Below are 17615 nucleotides of genomic sequence, written 5' to 3' on the forward strand. Positions count from 1 at the left end.
ATCACGAAAACTCAGGATAACAATTCCTTTGTCAGTCGATCCATTTCTTTTAACAAGGTTGGCATTCTAAATTCTCCTGCCATACTTTCAACCTTGCAGAAAGCATCATCCAGATCAATTCCAATAGCAGTTACAAACAATGGCTTTTTACTGTCACCTCTCAATAAAGTTCTTTTGTGTTTTTCGATCGATGCAAAGTTTGTTTTTGCAACACCAATAATCGGAATTTCTTTATTTAGTTTCTCATACAAATGACCACCCAAACCATATTTCAGTTCATCATCTAAATAAACAAATCCGTCAACGACGATATATTGAATATCTTTCAAATCAAATTGGTTTAATAAACTAAGAATACAAGGCAATTCTCTTCTGTAAAATTCACCTGGAATATATTCTTCTACATTCTCAATGATTTCGGTGTGAATTTTAAAATTTTCACTTTGATTCCATTTTGTAAATTCAAGGCAAACCGTCTTTGCTTTTCCGTCATAGTAATATGTATCGAAGGATAGTATCATTAATTATAGATTATTTGGGCTAATATATTTATTTTATTTTAAAATCGTCATTCAATCCCTTTCCTTCCAAAATCTGATCAATAGCTTTCTCCACTCTTGAAGCTCTAGTTTTAGATTGTTTTGGAGAAGAAAAATGCAGTAAGTAAGCTCTTTGTCGTCCGGGAGTTAAAGCTTTGAATGCAGCTTCTAATTTTGAATCCTGATCTAATTTCTTTTGAAATTCTTCTGCAACTTCAAATTCTTTAGTCTTCTTTAATTTCACCTTTAGACCCGATTTTTCAACTTCAATAGCCTGATATATATAAGTTTTTAAAATAATTTTTTGATCTTTAATTTCCTGAAGATTCGTAAACCTTATTTGTCTTGCTGCCTGAACATTTTTAGATTGATGTATCAAAATTCCATCAGTATCGCTTAACAAAGCTCCCTTAAAAAATAAAAGCGCACAATACTCTTTAAAAGAGTGTATCAAGACAATATTACTGTTTTGAAAAGTATAACAAGGAGTTCCCCATTTTAACTCTTCGGTTAACTGACATTCTAATGCAATCTCACGTAGCTCTTCTTGTTCCTTTTGCCATTTTTTGGCTTCATCAAAATAAAAATCAACTTTAGGATTCATAACATTCTATTTTAAATGAATTAAACACGCAACGATCCGCGAAAACCTCTGGCAGCATAATAAGATTCAGCCCCGTTATGATATACAAAAACAGTACTATAACGAAAATCTGAGAATAGGGCACCGCCTAATTTCCTGATATCAGAAGGTGTTTCGATCCAGCTCGAAGTTTTACTGTCAAATTTACCCAGTTGCTGAAGTTCTTTGTATTGTTCTTCGTTAAGGATTCTAATTCCCATTTCTTCCGCCATATTAAGGGCGCTGTCTGCAGGTTTATGTTCTTTTCTTTTTTCTAATGCTTCATGATCATAACAAATGCTTCTTCGTCCTTTTGGACTTTCCGGAGAACAATCAAAGAAAATATATTCATCGGTTTTTGTATCATAAGCTACTACGTCCGGTTCTCCCTCAGTTCTTTCCATTTCATCCAGAGCCCCTAATTTGTCTGGATTGCCCTGAAGTTTCGCCACTACTTTATTCCATTCAATACCTTTATGGCGGTGCATGTTCTTTTCAAAACGGGTTTCTAAAACATTAAGTAATTCTTCTTGTTGTTCAGGTGACAACTTATTTTTAGGAGTATTCATGATGTTTATAATTTTATAGCATGACAAACGTAACTAAATTTAATCTAATCCTGCAAATTGAAACGGCTGTGCAATTTTAAAACTTGCAGACGATTCACCGGAATAGTTTTCATTATTGGCCAGACTTAACTTTTTTACTTTTGCTTTTTCACTAAAATCAAGTTTACTGAAATCAACCCAGACAACATTGGGATTTAATACATTATCAAAATAATAAACAAGATTTTTTTGATCGGCAACGGTTCTCCAGCGTGTTGAAGAAATATTAGGCTCGGTAGCAGATGAAATGCCCAATGGAACAGAGCAATTTCTAATCACTCCAAATACACTGGCAATTGCAGTCCTGATATCAGCTGTTTTGGGAATCGCATCAATATAATACGACGCTCTTGCAAATCGATCTGCAGCTCTGTTTGTACCGGGAAGCATAATTGTACCAGGAATCCCTTTCCAATAACTATTTATAGCCAATTGTTCTTCAAAAATAGGGGAGTTGGTCATGGCAACATATTTTCGATCGTGATGAATAACCAATTTACCATTGATATATTCAAAAATTGCATTATCGCCTGAAGCGTCAGAAACGGATAAGTGAACTGTTGCAAAAATATCTGTTCCCGGAATATGAGCTGATGTTACCGAAAACTCATTTTTTTCTAAGGCACTTACCACTTCTGAAACGGTAGCAAAATTATCCAGCACATATTGAAGCCAGAGCGAAACTGCTAATCCTTTTGCCTTGCTGTTTTTTTCGAATTTAGGAAAAACCGATTCAGCAAGCCACAATAAATTTCCAACAAGACCTTTTTCATTCATACCGTCAGAAGAAGCAATATCCCAGGAACTCGTTATTACGCTTCCGTATTTAGATTTCCATTTTACTGAATTATTTCCAGCCTCGCCATCACGTGCTATTCCTCTGGGAAAAACCCATAAATTGGCAGGAATATCTCCCTTCCAGTCCATAGAACGTGCCGTAATAATAGTTCCGTCTGGACCTTCATAAACAACTCTGGTACATGCAATTGCTTTTCCGCTAAAAATAGCAATACTAAGAAAAGCGGAAAGGGTGAAAATTTTGATTTTTGTTTTCATAGGATATATATTAAGTTTATGGTATTTGAAGTATTCTTAATTCCGGTATAAATTCTAAAATCTTGTTCGTGCGCAATGTATCATGATTCATTTTAACAAGGTTTTACTAATATAGGAAAAATATAAATATAAATAGCAAACAGGTTTTTGCCGGAAAAAGCGGACATTAAGTTACACTGCAACAACCTGAATTAATTTGTATAGCAATAACAGAGCTTAGTAATTCTAACTAAAAAAAAGACCGCATTAAAAAATGTGGTCTTTTAGTATTATTTTAAACTTTATTCCAACACAATACTTCTTTCTATATTGATTTGCTCCAAAAAAGACTCATCATGCGAAACTACAATCAATGTTCCCTGATATTCATTAATCGCTGTTGTTAAAATCTCAACATTCTGAAGATCCAGATTATTTGTTGGCTCATCTAATATAATCATATCCGGAGATTGATTGTTTATAGTTAAACAGCAAAGCATTAAACGCATTTTTTCGCCGCCGCTTAAAGCAAGGCAAGGTTTATCCCAATATTCTTTATCAAATAAAAACCGGTTAAGTCTCATTTTTATTTCATGTTCTTTCAGACCGGAAATATTAAACGCCTGAGCTTGTTCATAAACATTAAGCGCATTGTTTATCAGCGAATAATCCTGATCGATATAAACAGATTGATTCTCTGCAAGATAAACGGTCCCAGTTTTTGCTTCTGTTTTTCCGAGTATTATTTTGATTAACGTTGTTTTTCCGGATCCATTAGAACCCTGAACAGCAATTCGTTCTCCGCTAACTATTTCTATATCTAAATCTTTTTTCCAGAGCAACTGATCTTTGTAAGCATGATTAATGGCATTTGCCTTAAAGAGTATTTTCCCTTTATGCAAAGCCGAATGATCAAAACCAAATTTCATCTGATCGATATCCGGCAAGGCCGAACGCAAATCGCGTAATTCTTTCGAAATACCATCTACTTTTTCAACATGAATACTTTTGAGTTTTGAAGAACTGTTTTCGGCATTGTTACGCAACGTATTCATCATAATACGGGCAACACCGGACTTTTCCTGTTTCTTTTTACCGCGTGCATCTAATTTTTGCTGTCTTTCAATCGTTTCCCGTTCTTTTTCCCTGGCTTTTCGCAAAGCTTTTTCCTTATTCTGCAGATCCTGGTTCAAGGCGTTATTTTCGATCTGTTTCTGTTCGGCATAAAAATCATAATTACCGCCATAAGTTGTAATACCACGTTTACTCATTTCGCAAACCGTCTTTAAAAGATGGAGCAATTTTCGGTCATGGCTCACTACAATCAAACTGCAATTGGCAGAAACAATAAAGTTATAAAGCAATTCTCTAGCTGCTTTGTCAAGATGATTACTTGGTTCGTCTAATAAAACAATTTCAGGTTCATGAATCGAAATTCCGGCCAGAAAAACTTTTGTCTTTTGCCCTCCGCTTAAGGTTTCTATTTTTTGTGTTAAATCTAAATCGTGTAATTCCCAATATTTGAGTGCGTTATTACAACGTTCCTCAATTGTCCAGTCGTCATTTAGAACCGAAAGATTTTCTTCTGTAACATTTCCTTTCAGTATTGCTCCAAGAGCATCGATTTTATGATGAACGCGTAATGCTTCACCAATCGTAAAATGATTGTACTGCCCAAAAATCTGAGGAATATAATAAGGTTCAGAACTGACTTTTAGTTCTCCGTTTGAAGGTTTTAATTCTCCCGCAATAATTTTTAATAATGTTGATTTTCCAACGCCGTTATGGCCAATTAGTGCTATTTTTTCGTGATTGTTTACTGTAAAACTAATATTGTCAAACAATACATCACTGTTCTCGTGTTTATATGAAATGTTTTGTAGAATAAGCATAATTTCTTTCTCTATAAATGAATAAATAGAGTAACCACGATTGTAGTTTACTCTCTAAATTGCCTGAAAGAAATTAATTTTCACATAAATTATTGCTATTACTTAAGACTGCAAATATACGATTGTGTTTTAACTTATAAAAAAAACCACATTGTATTTTAGTACACTGTGGTTAATTTGGTTGATGCGTAAATTGTATACTATATTTTTTTGAGTGTAATTTTCATTTCTTTACTGTCTAATATCAGCTGATCATCTGTTATAGTACTTTCACAAGGATATGGGGTTCCTGTTTCATCTTTTATCACTAAGCTTTTACCACCTTTTGTCAATGCAAAAGTTCCATTATTTATTTCATTTTGCAAATAGCCTGTTACATGTCCATCTTCTGTAAAAGTCAGCGTTCCGTTAGTCAGGATCACATTTTTTAAAGAATCAGAAAGAGGTATTTTAGGTTCAACAGCCGTAATTTTCCAGGAGTTTACCAGTTTATTTCGACCTTTGTGACAAGAAACCATTAATACTGTCAATAATACCATTCCGAACATAAATAAGTTAGATTTTTTCATGATTTTGTGATTAAAGTTAGACAACAGAAAAATACAAAAATATTTTTAATTAAAAACCTAAATATCAAATATTTACAAACGAATCAATAATTAAACCCGTAAACTTGTGTTTTTTATTAGCAATTTTAAGCTTTTGATTGTGTGGAGATTAAGAAATAACCACAAAATCAGGAAAGTTCTGGAGTCAAGTGTTTAGATTGAAAAAAATTAACAGTGAAGAACATTAAGAAGTTTAATTTAAGATTTAATTCCTATATCCACGGCAACGGAGAAAAGCATTGCCTGTAAATCATAGTTTTTGAAATTTGGAATTTTAATAATTTACAATTCTTTTTTTTTCTGCGTCAAACCAGTTCAATCCGCCAAATCCGTGGGCACATAAAACACACTACAGAAAAAAACTTTGTTCCTTTGTCACTTTGAGCCTTTGAACCTAAAAAAAACTATTTCAGCGTCAAAGCCCCCAAAATCTCTTCGTACATAAAAGGGCCGCCCGGATATTTAGCAGTATAATCAAGATTCATCCAGACCTGACCACGTTCATCGATATGATAGTGTATCTGTTTGCCATAACTTTCTTTTACAAAAAGTACATTTTTGATCAAATAATTCACCTTTTCCAGATCAATCAAAGAACCAATCAAAATTTCAGGATAAATGTGCCCTTTTGTATGAATCAATCTTGGAGTTCCGCCAATAGACCGAACTGCAGCCGCCATCAAAATAGAATGATCGTCGCAATCACCTGAAAAATACTCTAAGGATTCACTGGCTGTAGCAATATAATCACCTTCTTTGGGATCGTTTACATAATTCCAACGGCTGTTAATCTCCTTAAAAACCGCAAAACACTGAATAATGGTTCTGTAATCAGAATATCCTTTTATACCTTTAAAATGCTTTGTTGTAGCCATAATGGCAAAATTCCGAACCTTTGGATTCTGGTATTCAATCGCATTTATAATTTTTGATTTATTAGGAAATGGAAGCAATTTTGCCACAATAATATCTTGCGGAAAAGGATTGTCAGACATGGTATAAATCATCGAATTATAATCTTCTGAGATCTCACTAAAACCATAATTTCCAATTACAGTTCCGTAAACAAGAACCAGTAAATAAACTGCAATACACAAAATGATGATCGTGCGCAGATACATTAACAGAAAAAAAATAGCAGCAAAAACAAATAGAAAGATAAATACACGATCTAAATTAAAAGACCATTCTAAATCAATTAAATTTTGATGCAGTATGATAAAAATCGGAATCGTAATCAAAAGACTCAACAGCATAATAATAATCCTGTCCCAGGGTGATTTCACCTGTAATTTGGATTTTAATTGCGGAAAGTCAATTTTAGGAAAATTTATCATAAGAATCAAAAGCAGTATTTACAGCGCTTTTACAGTTTCAACAAAAGTACTTTTTTTATCAATAATTCCCAGATCAAATAACTGATTTTGAATTTTAATAAATGCTTTTTCGCTCAAATTCTTTTGAGACCACTGTGTAAGCTTCAGCCACTCCTGAATATCTTCAATTTTTTGATTGAAAAGTTCTGACAATGTTTTATCTATATTAGGAATCCGGGTAAAATCATGTGTTGTTTTATTTATGATTTCAAGTATTTTTTCAACAACTTTCGGATTCTTTTTCAGGAATTCGTCACGCACCGTAATCACAAATGACGGCCATGGAGTAGGGCAGTCGCCAACTCGCCTGAAAATACCCTGATCAACAAGTGGTTTTGTCATAAAACGCTCCCACATAAAGTAATCTGCAGTTCCTTTGGTCAAAGCTTCAACAGCACCGTCTATAGTATTGATGATTTCAAATTGCAGATTGTCCGTTTTCCAGCCATTTTCATGAGCATTAACATACGCCATTAGCTGAGATCCTGAACCAATTCTCGAAATCGCTACTTTTTTATCCTTAAGATCCTCCACAGTTTGAAAATCTGATTTTGCAGCAACATGAATTCCCCAGATCAAAGGTGATTGCACATAAATCTGAACAATTTTACTAGGATTCCCGGCAACAATATCTTTTACAATTCCTTCGGTTAAAATTACAGCGATATCCGCTTCGCCGTCACGGAGCATCTGACACATTTTACCTGTGCCTTCAGGAATATTATTCCATTGCAAATCAATGTTTTCAGCTTCAAATTCACCATTCTCGATACAGAGATGCCATGGCAAATTGAAGTGTTCCGGAACACCTACAATTTTTACAGTTTTCATTTTTTAGTTAAGTTTAAGTTTGGTAAGCGTATTCTAAGTTTAGTTTTTTTTTAAAATTATCTTATTCTCAAATTGACATAGTATCTAATTTTTCAATAAATCGGTTCTGTGTTTTTCAGAAAGACATGGTTCTGCAAATTCAATTATTGAATTGGATTCATATTCATCCAATAGACTTTTTACAATCAGATAATCTACACTTTTGGTTACTTCAACAGCAAAAAAAGTATCATTTAAGCTTTCTGATATACAATTGACAGTTTTTAATTTCTCTACAATTATTTCCTTGTCGAATTCTTTTTCCAAAACCAAAATCTGAAGAATCGAATTCCCGGAACTTTCTATTGTTTCTTTATGCATCAGGAACTTTTCATTCTCGTCATATTCGGCACGGAAAATATCATCGGTCGCAATCAAAGGCCCAAAAAACGGAATGTTATCCAATTTGAAATATCCTTTCTCCAAATCAACAATTTCTGCCCACATTGTTTCTGAAACAATCTCTTCTAAGTAGGTACTGTAATATTTAAATACTATTTTTTTATGTGTGTCTTCTGCCATCTTTTAAATTATCTCATTTTCTAATTGACTAATTCGCTAATTATTGCTGAGCCAGTTTATTCAACGTGTACGTAATCAATTCATCAACAGCTTTATAAGGATCTTCACTAAAAGTTCCGGATGCACGATTGGCAATAATAGCATTCAATGACAATGCATTATGACCTAAAAGCGCTGAAAGCCCATAAATAGCAGCAGTTTCCATCTCTAAGTTAGTAATTCTTTCGTCATTAAAACTAAAATTATCCATTTTACTGTTTAATTCTGAATCCTGAATATTCAAACGCAAAACACGCCCTTGCGGTCCATAAAAACCTCCCGCAGTCGCAGTAATTCCTTTGAATATTTTACCTGATTCTATTATTTTTTCTAATTCCTCAGAACATGCAATTGCATAAGGTCTTCCTTTTCTAATATCCCAATTGGTATGGTTGATAAAAGCATCTTCAATTGCAGCATTCGCCACTTCATCGATCAGATAAGAGCGAAGCATATTGTCTAATCCCAATCCAAATTTAGACATTACAAAACTATCTACAGGAATATCTTTTTGCAAAGACCCTGAAGTTCCAATTCTGATAATGTTTAGTGAAGTAAGCTCTTCTTTGGGCTGACGGGTTTTTAAATCAATATTTACCAAAGCATCCAATTCATTTACTACAATATCAATATTGTCAGGACCAATTCCGGTCGACATTACAGATATTCTTTTGCCTTTATAAATTCCCGTTTGGGTTTTAAATTCTCTTTTTTGAGTCGAATATTCAATTGAATCAAAAAACTGAGTGATTTTCTCGACTCTGTTTTGGTCTCCAACAAAAATTATATCGTTTGCTATATGCTCAGGCAAAAGGTTTAAGTGATAAACGCTTCCGTCCGGATTAAGTATTAATTCTGAATTTTGTATCATTTTTTTTAAGGTTCTAAGTTACTGAGTGACTAAGGTTCTGAAGTTTTCTTTAGTGTGCAAACTTTTTTTGCCCACGGATTTCACGGATTGTCACAGATTTTTTTTAAAATATTTTTTCTAAAGCTTCTTTTTTTAATTTTAAAATCATGAAAATAAAATATTTAAAGTCCAAAGTTTTGCGTTCTTTGCTGTTAATTTTTTTATCCTTATTCAATCTAAAATTATTATCCCCCAACACGTTTCGTTTTAAATCCCTTTACTTTAAGAATTTCCATTATTTTATCACGATAATCTCCCTGAATGATGATGGATGCATCTTTAAAAGTTCCGCCAACACTTAGTTTGGTTTTAATTTCCTTAGCCAGAATTTTAAAATCCTCGTCGGATCCTTCGTAACCTTCGATAATAGTAGTTGCTTTTCCTTTTCGTTTTTCGAATTTACAAATCATAGGCTCTTTTTGAATAAAAAGCACATGATCCTGCTCCTGAACCACTTCTGGTTCGTTTGATTCGATATGATCCGGAAATAAATTTTTTAATTGATCTTGTAAGTCCATAAATTTTTATGCTAAAAAATAAATTCCAACTATTTAATGTGATTAAAAATTAAATTCCAAATCCCAATCTGAATTGGAATTTGGAATTTTAATATTGAAATTTATTTAAGTTTATTTTTTAATCAAACCTAAATCTACTAAACGTTCGTACAAATAATCTCCCGCAGTAATGTCTTCAAATTTCTTAGGATTTTCAGCATCGATACAGTTTTCTAAACAATCCAGACGCATATCGCTTACAGGATGCATAAAAAACGGAATAGAGTAGCGTGAAGTTCCCCATAATTCTCTTGGCGGGTTTACCACCTGATGAATCGTCGATTTTAGCTTGTTATTCGTATGTCTTGACAACATATCTCCCACATTAATCACCAATTGATCGTCTTCTGCGATAGCATCAATCCATTCGCCATCGTGATTCTGAACTTGTAATCCTTTACCCTGAGCGCCCATCAAAAGTGTAATCAGGTTAATGTCACCGTGAGCTGCTGCGCGAATCGCATTTTCCGGCTCAGAAGTAATAGGCGGGTAATGAATTGGCCTTAAAATAGAGTTTCCTTCATGAGCATACTGGTCAAAATAAAATTCATCTAAACCTAAATGCAAAGCCAGGGCTCTTAACACATAAACACCCGTTTTTTCAAGCATTTGGTACGCCTCTTTACCCACAGCATTAAAACGCGGTAACTCTGCCACTTCTACATTATCCGGATATTCCGAAGCATACTTAGAAGCCGCATCAACATACTGGCCAAAATGCCAGAATTCTTTTAAATCTCCCTCTTTGCGTCCTTTAGCATGTTCTTTTCCAAAAGAAACATAACCTCTTTGTCCGCCAATTCCGGGAATCTCATAATTATGCTTAGTTTCTACTGGCAAAGCGAAAAATTTTCTAATTTCGCTATAAAGCTCGTCTACTAACTGGTCGTCTAAAAAGTGACCTTTTAGGGCTACGAAGCCAATGTTTTCAAATGCACTGCCGATTTCATTTACAAATTTTTGTTTACGTTTCGGGTCGTCCGAAAGGAAATCACGTAAGTCTACACTAGGAATGTTTTGCATACTTTACATTTTTATTTAAAGAATGAAAGGGGTATAAAGGCCTTTCATTAACAAAGGTAGAGAATATTTTAGATTTGAATTTTAAAAGTTATATTAAAATTAAAAAATTATAACAAAAATTAATAAAATTGTTATAATTTTCTATATTTGAAACACTAAAACAACGACCCAAATGATCTTCTACAGACAAAACCTTACTGATGCTCAATTATTAGACTTATATAAAAAAATACTGAAACCTCGTTTGATCGAAGAAAAGATGCTGATCTTGATTCGGCAGGGAAAAGTATCTAAATGGTTTTCCGGAATCGGGCAGGAGGCAATAGCAGTAGGAGTTACAGCTATTTTGGATGAATCTGAATATGTATTGCCAATGCACAGAAACCTGGGCGTTTTTACTACCAGAAACATTCCTTTGCACCGTTTGTTCTCGCAATGGCAGGGTAAAGCAAATGGCTTTACGAAGGGCAGGGACAGAAGCTTTCATTTTGGGACACAAGAATATAAAATTATCGGAATGATATCGCATTTGGGTCCGCAATTAGGGATTGCAGACGGAATAGCATTGGCAGATAAACTTCAGAAAAACAAAAAAATTACCGCTGTTTTTACGGGAGAAGGCGCCACAAGCGAAGGCGATTTTCATGAAGCCCTAAATATTGCTGCCGTTTGGAAATTGCCTGTAATGTTTGTCATCGAAAACAATGGTTACGGACTTTCGACTCCTACAAATGAGCAATATGCCTGCGAAAACTTAGCCGATAAAGGAGTAGGCTACGGGATTGATAGCTATATCATTGACGGCAATAATATCCTCGAAGTTTACAATAAATTATCTCAGTTAAAAAAGCATATGCAGGAAGATCCGCATCCCGTTTTATTAGAGTTTAAAACTTTTAGAATGCGCGGCCATGAAGAGGCGAGCGGTACCAAATATGTTCCGCAGGAATTAATGGACGAATGGGCAGCCAAAGATCCTGTGACCAATTATAGAGATTATTTAACTGAAATTGGTGTGCTTACCGCTGAATATGACGAACAATTGCACGCCGAAATCAAGCAGGAAATCGACGAAAATTTAGCCATTGCAAACGCAGAATCCGAAATTATTCCAACTTATAGCGGAGAATTAGATGATGTTTACAAACCTTATCAATATGAAGAAGTTAGTCCTTCTTCAGAAATAAAAAATGTCCGTTTTATTGATGCTATTAGAAACAGTTTAGAGCAATCGATGTTGCGCCACAATAATCTGGTCATTATGGGGCAGGATATTGCTGAATATGGAGGAGCTTTTAAAATCACAGATGGCTTTGTTGAGTTGTTTGGAAAAGGTCGGGTACGGAACACTCCAATTTGCGAAAGCGCCGTAGTTTCTGCCGGAATGGGATTGTCTATAAACGGTTATAAAGCGATTGTCGAAATGCAGTTTGCCGATTTTGTTTCTACAGGATTCAACCCAATTGTCAATTTATTGGCCAAATCGCATTATCGCTGGAGCGAAAAAGCTGATGTTGTGGTTCGTATGCCTTGTGGCGGCGGAACTCAGGCGGGACCATTTCACTCACAGACTAATGAAGCCTGGTTTACGAAAACTCCGGGATTAAAAGTCGTTTATCCCGCTTTTCCGTATGATGCAAAAGGGTTATTGAATAGTTCTATAAATGACCCAAATCCGGTTTTATTTTTCGAACACAAACAATTGTATCGAAGCGTTTATCAGGATATTCCGGTTGATTATTACACCATTCCGTTAGGAAAAGCAGCTTTACTGAAAGAAGGAAATCAGGTCACCATTATTGCTTTTGGAGCTCCTGTACATTGGGCATTAGACACTTTAGCTAATAATCCCGACATCAAAGCTGACCTCATTGATTTAAGAACATTACAGCCTTTGGATACCGAAACTATCTTTGCTTCTGTAAAAAAGACCGGAAAAGTGATTATTTACCAGGAGGATACTTTGTTTGGCGGAATTGCAAGTGATATTTCTGCTTTAATCATGGAAGAATGTTTTGAATATCTCGATGCTCCCGTAAAAAGAGTAGCCAGTTTAGATTCTCCAATTCCGTTTACAAAAGCACTGGAAGATCAGTTTTTACCTAAAAACCGCTTTGAGGAAGTTTTATCTGATTTATTGAAATATTGATTACAAATAGCAAATAGTTTTGCAGAAAGAACATTTTTTCTATCTTTAAACCATTAAAAAATTAACTTATGAAAAAACTATTTGTTTCAATTTTTACAATTTCTCTGCTTTTTTCGTGTAACAAAAGTACTAAGTCTAACGAAGATAAAGCTTTAGACGGAAAATTTGACAAGTATAAAGACGGTTTTGTAACTTCTTTATGGAAAATTAATCCAGGTTGGGCTTCTGGCGTTGGCTATCATAAATATGACAGTATTTTGTCTGTTCCGGATGCCAATGAAGAAAAAATTCAACTTGAGTTTGTCAACGCACAATTAGACTCCCTAAAACAGTATAATGTTGACAATTTGTCTGATAACAACAAAACTGATTTTTATATGATAAAAAATCAGCTTGAAGCCACTGTTTTCAGTATCAAAGAAATGAAATCATCTGAGTGGAATCCTTCTGAATACAATGTATGCGGATCATTTGCTGAGATTTTAAACGGAAAGTACGATTCTCTGGAAGTTCGTTTACGTGCTTTTAATGCTAAAATGAACAATGTTCCGGCTTATTACGAAGCAGCCAAAAAGAACATCAAAAATCCAACTGTTGAGCATACTGAACTTGCAATCGCGCAAAATCTTGGCGGTTCATCTGTTTTTGATACCGATTTAGCTACTGCTTTAAAACAAAGCAAGCTAACCGAAGCTGAGAAAAAAGAAATGCTTGAAAAAGCAAAAACAGCGAAAAAAGCAATTACAGATTACGCTGACTGGCTAAAAAACTTACCAAACAAAACGCCACGTTCTTTTAGATTAGGTGCTGCATTATATGCTAAAAAATTCAATTTTGATATTCAGTCGAGTTATACGGCTGATGAGATTTTTAAAGTAGCCAACGACCACAAAAAGGATTTGCACGAAAAAATGTTTGTGCTCGCAGATAAACTTTGGACGAAATACAAAGGAAACGAAGCGAAACCAACCAACAAACTGGAATTAATCAAACAAGTTATTGATAAAATCTCGTTGCAGCATACAACTCCTGAGAAGTTTCAGTCTGAAATTGAGAAACAAATTCCGGAATTAACAGCTTATGTAAAAGCAAAAGATTTACTATACATCGATCCGTCTAAACCTCTTGTAGTTCGTAAAGAACCGGCTTATATGGCTGGAGTTGCCGGAGCGTCTATTTCTGCACCCGGACCTTACGACAAAAATGCCAATACTTATTATAACGTAGGAAGTTTGTCAGGCTGGACGGCTGAGAATGCTGAAAGTTATTTAAGAGAATACAACGATTATATCTTACAGATTTTAAACATTCACGAAGCAGTTCCGGGACATTATACGCAATTGGTTTATAGCAATCAATCGCCAAGTATCATTAAGTCTATCTTAGGAAATGGCGCAATGGTTGAAGGCTGGGCCGTTTATGCAGAGAAAATGATGTTGGAGAGCGGCTATAAAAATTCTGATGAAATGTGGTTGATGTATTACAAATGGAATTTAAGAGCCACTTGCAATACCATTTTAGATATTAGTGTTCATACCAAAAACATGTCTAAAGAAGCTGCAATCGATCTATTGACCAAAGAAGCTTTTCAGCAACAAGCAGAAGCAGACGGAAAATGGAAACGCGTGACTTTATCACAAGTTCAATTGTGTTCTTATTTTACAGGATATACTGAAATATATAACCTGAGAGAAGAACTTAAAAAGAAAGAAGGAGATCAATTTAACCTAAAAAAGTTTCATGAGAAATTCTTAAGTTTTGGAAGTGCTCCGGTAAAATACATCAAAGAATTGATGTTGTCTAAAGAGTAAATTTTATTGCAATTTTACTAGAAAAGGTTTGATGAGAGTAATTCTTATCAAACCTTTTTACTTTTAAAGATTTTACAGGATTTTAGTTTTTTTTTATGGAGCTAATCCCGCTATACGTTTCAATCTTTTGCGCCTCCCGATAGCTATCGGGACTGGCAAAAAAGGATTTCCACTTCTATCAGGGCTATGCAATCATTTTCATAAGAATGTTTTAGATGTAATTAGTCAACAAAGATTGGTGAATATCTCAATGGAAATTCTAGTGTGATCTCTCCTTCGTCGAGATGACAAACTTTGTGGTTACTTTTCCAATATAAAATCCTTATAGAATAATAAGAAAATAAGAGAGGAAATCCGTTTTTATCCGCGTTTTGCTTTAGCAATCCGTTTCATCCGCGTTCAATACAACAATATCTATTTTTAAATAATCACAACTAACCTTTTACCATCCGCAACTTCAATGTTCCAGGCTTTTTCAATATCAACTAAAGAAACAGTTTCAATATTTACTTTTAATTGATTTTGCGCAGCCAGAAGAAACATTTCCGGTAATATCTCTGAGAATAACAATTTCACTTCATCTTTGGTCCAGCTTCCCAAACCGGAACCTGACAATTGTAAATCTACACTTCGTAAAACTGAGGCAGATAATTGTATGCTATCACCTGACATCGCTCCAATAGAAACATAACGTACTCTATGCGTAAAATTTCCTTTTCCTTTTAAAAAAGAAAAAATTAATTCTGCCGTATGTCCCCACAAATAATCCAGAATAATATCGACAGGCGTATTTTCCTGAATAGCTTTAAGCTGAGCTATAATCGCCTGATCGTCCTGTTTTAAAGAGATAATTTCATCAGCACCAATTGCTAAAAGATTTTGAAGCGTTTCTTCGTTTCTTCCGGTAACAATTACTTTTTTTGCGCCATAATGTTTCGCCATCTGAACCGCCATTTGACTTGTAAAGCCAGTCGCACCGTTGATCAAAACCGTTTCCCCAGATTTTATTTGTGCTCTAAATCTCAACGCCATTGCAGAACCTGCCACTGCATTTGGCATTGCTGCCGCTGTTGCATCGCTCAATCCTGCAGGCAACGGAATCATTCTGTTTTTTTCTACAAGGGCTTTTTCTGCAATTGTTCCGCTAATGCCCCGCGCGTAAACTCTTGTTCCGTTTTCTAAAATACCAATACCGTCACTGCCAATTACAGTTCCGTTTTGATTTTCACTTTCAGATGAATAGTGATCTCCGCTTGCAATTCCTTTATCAAGATTGGTAATCGCTACAGCTTTAACCGAAATTAAAACTTCATTCTCATTTTGCACAATTGGCTCTGTAAATTCTGCATATTTTGGCAATTCGCCTTTTTTATAAATAACTGCTGCTTTCATAATGATTAAATTTTATAAAGCAAAATTACAGAGTCGGTTAGGGGTAGACGATAACATTTGTTATCAAATATTTTTTTTAAATCATATAAGCTATATAAGTTAATTTAAATTTGACTAATAATTTCTTATATAAGTTATATGGTGAAAATATTACGGTGATAATTAATTATTTCTTGTGAACCAGTTTACTTTTGATTCTGCTTAAATGAACCGTTGTCACACCAAGATAAGAAGCAATATAATGCTGGGGAACACGCTGAATGATTTGAGGTCTTTCTTTAATTAAATTAAGATAACGCTGAGCAGGAGAGTCCTTTATAAAAGAAACAAAATATTTCATATAATCGAATGTACGCTCAAAAAGCATATCAATCAAACGATCTCTTAATTCCGGAATCTCTTTGATTTCTTCTAAAATTGTATCCAGATCATTTTTATGAATCCAACATAGAATCGAAGGTTCGATAGTTTCTACAAAAGCCTGACTTGGAAATTTTTTCATGAAACTTTCGATTGAAGCCACACTCTGATTTTCGAAAAAAAACTGAGTCGTTAGATCTTTTCCGTTATTATTGAACCAAACTCTGATACAGCCTTTTTCGATTATAAAAAGCTTTTTTGAGATTTCACCTTCTTCTAAAAGAGTTGTTTTTGCAGGAACTTCAATCCGATTGAAATAGCTGGTATATTCGAGCCATTTTTCATCGGTTAATGGAAATTTATTTCGGAATTGGTTAAACATTTATTACTTTACTTTAAATAAATTATTATACTGAATTGGAATTATATCCAGTTCTAGTTGATAAAATATGAATAATGATGTTGTTTAGAAACTCTCCTTTTTCAACATCTGTTTTTAGAGACATTTTTTGCGAGGAACTCCAAAATTTCTCTTTTACATCCGCTATTGTATTTCCTTCTAAGAAATAAGAAAAACTATTATTTAAAGAAAAATAATTCGCTGTTGTCCTTCTTATAATTTTATTATGGTCAGATATATAGACTCCAGTAATTTCAATTATATCTTTTGTCTTTTCTTTATTTTGAAATAAAATTTCATATTTAGCAGAACCGAAAGGAGATTCATAACTTAGAAGTTCTAAAATAAGATCATCATTAAAATCAAAAATTTTAATTAAATTTTTTCTTAGCCAATTAAATTTAATTGTCGAATAAAACAATAACTCATCATCTTTATAAGCATATAAACTTTGCTTTTTATTCTCTACAAATTCTATATCCATCTATAAAAACTAATTCGAATTCGACTCCAATTCAAACAACTGTACCTGACTTTTCAATCGATCCACTAATAAGTTCATCATTCTTTTATTTAAACTTGAGGAGTTCTGAATATAGATATCGTATTCTTCAATCGTAAAAAGTGCCATGATGATCCCTTTTAGAGAATTTCTGAACTTAATATCCTTCTGAATGGAATTTTCGATTGTCTGCAATTTCTTTTCAACGGTATAAGAATAAAAATCGGCTTTATTTTTATTGACATAATTAATAAAAACCGCAATAAACAAATCATTCTGAAGTTTTAAAATAGGCCTAATTGTCTGATTTTGAAACAATTCATCAGGTGAAGATTGAGCACTTACAGTTCCTAAAGTCTCTCCTCTGAATTCTCTTAAAAAAGCGTCTCTATCTTCCATG

At 34.0% G+C, this 17615-nt stretch carries 18 protein-coding genes; 2 read left to right on the forward strand and 16 right to left on the reverse strand.

The window, feature by feature from the left end; translation table 11 throughout:
• Nucleotides 1-11 precede the first annotated feature (11 nt).
• The 12 genes from B0A67_RS16035 to B0A67_RS16090 form a co-directional block, all read right to left on the reverse strand.
• The gene (locus B0A67_RS16035) at nt 12-521 is read right to left on the reverse strand and encodes an endonuclease V (protein ID WP_072963275.1); all 510 of its coding nucleotides are present in this window, start codon (nt 519-521) and stop codon (nt 12-14) included.
• A gap of 28 nt (nt 522-549) precedes the next feature.
• Nucleotides 550-1143, reverse strand: coding sequence for a YdeI/OmpD-associated family protein (locus tag B0A67_RS16040; RefSeq protein WP_072963279.1), 594 nt, complete (start codon nt 1141-1143; stop codon nt 550-552).
• Between the two features lie 20 nt (nt 1144-1163).
• Complete coding sequence (locus tag B0A67_RS16045) at nt 1164-1730, reverse strand: DUF4256 domain-containing protein (RefSeq protein WP_089069554.1); 567 nt, start codon at nt 1728-1730, stop codon at nt 1164-1166.
• A 39-nt stretch (nt 1731-1769) separates the two neighbouring features.
• On the reverse strand, nt 1770-2825 hold the full coding sequence (locus tag B0A67_RS16050; RefSeq protein ID WP_072963282.1) for a linear amide C-N hydrolase: 1056 nt from the start codon (nt 2823-2825) through the stop codon (nt 1770-1772).
• 281 nt (nt 2826-3106) lie between these two features.
• Nucleotides 3107-4696: an ABC-F family ATP-binding cassette domain-containing protein gene (locus tag B0A67_RS16055; RefSeq protein ID WP_072963285.1), complete on the reverse strand. Its 1590-nt coding sequence runs from the start codon at nt 4694-4696 to the stop codon at nt 3107-3109.
• Between the two features lie 200 nt (nt 4697-4896).
• Nucleotides 4897-5265, reverse strand: a complete 369-nt coding sequence (locus B0A67_RS16060; RefSeq protein WP_072963288.1) for a hypothetical protein — start codon at nt 5263-5265, stop codon at nt 4897-4899.
• Nucleotides 5266-5708: 443 nt separating this feature from the next.
• Entirely contained in the window at nt 5709-6641 is a 933-nt protein-coding gene (locus tag B0A67_RS16065; RefSeq protein ID WP_072963291.1) for a transglutaminase, read from the reverse strand.
• A gap of 18 nt (nt 6642-6659) precedes the next feature.
• Nucleotides 6660-7511, reverse strand: coding sequence for a substrate-binding domain-containing protein (locus tag B0A67_RS16070; protein ID WP_072963294.1), 852 nt, complete (start codon nt 7509-7511; stop codon nt 6660-6662).
• Nucleotides 7512-7595: 84 nt separating this feature from the next.
• Entirely contained in the window at nt 7596-8072 is a 477-nt protein-coding gene (locus tag B0A67_RS16075; protein WP_072963298.1) for a DUF4265 domain-containing protein, read from the reverse strand.
• 40 nt (nt 8073-8112) lie between these two features.
• Nucleotides 8113-8982, reverse strand: a complete 870-nt coding sequence (locus B0A67_RS16080) for a nucleoside phosphorylase (protein ID WP_072963301.1) — start codon at nt 8980-8982, stop codon at nt 8113-8115.
• A gap of 224 nt (nt 8983-9206) precedes the next feature.
• Nucleotides 9207-9539: a translation initiation factor gene (locus B0A67_RS16085; protein ID WP_072963304.1), complete on the reverse strand. Its 333-nt coding sequence runs from the start codon at nt 9537-9539 to the stop codon at nt 9207-9209.
• Nucleotides 9540-9650: 111 nt separating this feature from the next.
• Nucleotides 9651-10601, reverse strand: a complete 951-nt coding sequence (locus B0A67_RS16090) for an isopenicillin N synthase family dioxygenase (protein ID WP_072963307.1) — start codon at nt 10599-10601, stop codon at nt 9651-9653.
• 172 nt (nt 10602-10773) lie between these two features.
• Between B0A67_RS16090 and B0A67_RS16095 the strand changes: the two genes are divergently transcribed.
• Together B0A67_RS16095 and B0A67_RS16100 are read left to right on the forward strand one after the other, a co-directional pair.
• On the forward strand, nt 10774-12750 hold the full coding sequence (locus B0A67_RS16095; RefSeq protein ID WP_072963311.1) for an alpha-ketoacid dehydrogenase subunit alpha/beta: 1977 nt from the start codon (nt 10774-10776) through the stop codon (nt 12748-12750).
• Between the two features lie 68 nt (nt 12751-12818).
• A complete protein-coding gene (locus B0A67_RS16100) occupies nt 12819-14561 on the forward strand; it encodes a DUF885 domain-containing protein (RefSeq protein WP_072963314.1) in 1743 nt (580 codons plus the stop codon).
• Nucleotides 14562-14981: 420 nt separating this feature from the next.
• On the opposite strand, the gene B0A67_RS16105 is transcribed toward B0A67_RS16100, so the two are convergent.
• From B0A67_RS16105 to B0A67_RS16120, 4 genes are all read right to left on the reverse strand, one after another.
• Nucleotides 14982-15953 carry a quinone oxidoreductase family protein gene (locus B0A67_RS16105; protein ID WP_072963318.1) on the reverse strand — a complete coding sequence of 324 codons (972 nt, stop codon included), beginning with the start codon at nt 15951-15953 and terminating at the stop codon, nt 14982-14984.
• 166 nt (nt 15954-16119) lie between these two features.
• Entirely contained in the window at nt 16120-16695 is a 576-nt protein-coding gene (locus B0A67_RS16110) for a Crp/Fnr family transcriptional regulator (protein WP_072963321.1), read from the reverse strand.
• A 25-nt stretch (nt 16696-16720) separates the two neighbouring features.
• Entirely contained in the window at nt 16721-17197 is a 477-nt protein-coding gene (locus tag B0A67_RS16115) for a hypothetical protein (RefSeq protein WP_072963325.1), read from the reverse strand.
• A 9-nt stretch (nt 17198-17206) separates the two neighbouring features.
• Nucleotides 17207-17614, reverse strand: a complete 408-nt coding sequence (locus B0A67_RS16120) for a glyoxalase (protein WP_072963328.1) — start codon at nt 17612-17614, stop codon at nt 17207-17209.
• Nucleotide 17615 lies beyond the last annotated feature (1 nt).

This window comes from Flavobacterium aquidurense (assembly GCF_002217195.1).
Lineage (GTDB): Bacteria > Bacteroidota > Bacteroidia > Flavobacteriales > Flavobacteriaceae > Flavobacterium > Flavobacterium frigidimaris.